This is a genomic window from Acidithiobacillus ferriphilus, assembly GCF_018854775.1.
Lineage (GTDB): Bacteria > Pseudomonadota > Gammaproteobacteria > Acidithiobacillales > Acidithiobacillaceae > Acidithiobacillus > Acidithiobacillus ferriphilus.
Window position 1 is genome coordinate 1 of record NZ_JAAZTY010000265.1, and the last position, 397, is coordinate 397.

Genomic DNA, 397 nt, shown 5'->3' on the forward strand with positions numbered 1-397 from the left:
CTTCTGTGCCAATACCGGTCTGGCGCGTTGGTGCCGGAAGAACGGCGTCCTGTTGCACATTCATCGTGCCATGCACGCGGTGGTGGACCGCAATCCCCATCACGGCATTCACTTCCGCGTGCTGGCCAAGGCGCTCCGTCTGTCAGGCGGTGATCACCTGCACACCGGCACGGTGGTTGGCAAGCTGGAAGGTGACCGTGCCGCCACTCAGGGCTGGGTCGACCTGCTGCGCGAGTCATTCGTCCCCGAGGACCGCGGTCGCGGCATCTTCTTCGACCAGGACTGGGGCTCCATGCCGGGGGTCTTCGCCGTGGCTTCCGGCGGCATCCACGTCTGGCACATGCCGGCGCTCTTAGCCATCTTCGGCGACGATGCAATATTCCAGTTCGGTGGCGGT

Annotated in this window: 1 protein-coding gene; it reads left to right on the forward strand. The window is 64.7% G+C overall.

The features are described from left to right. Positions 1 to 397: RuBisCO large subunit C-terminal-like domain-containing protein (locus tag HF921_RS13785; protein WP_264318202.1), on the forward strand; the 397-nt coding region annotated here is incomplete at both ends.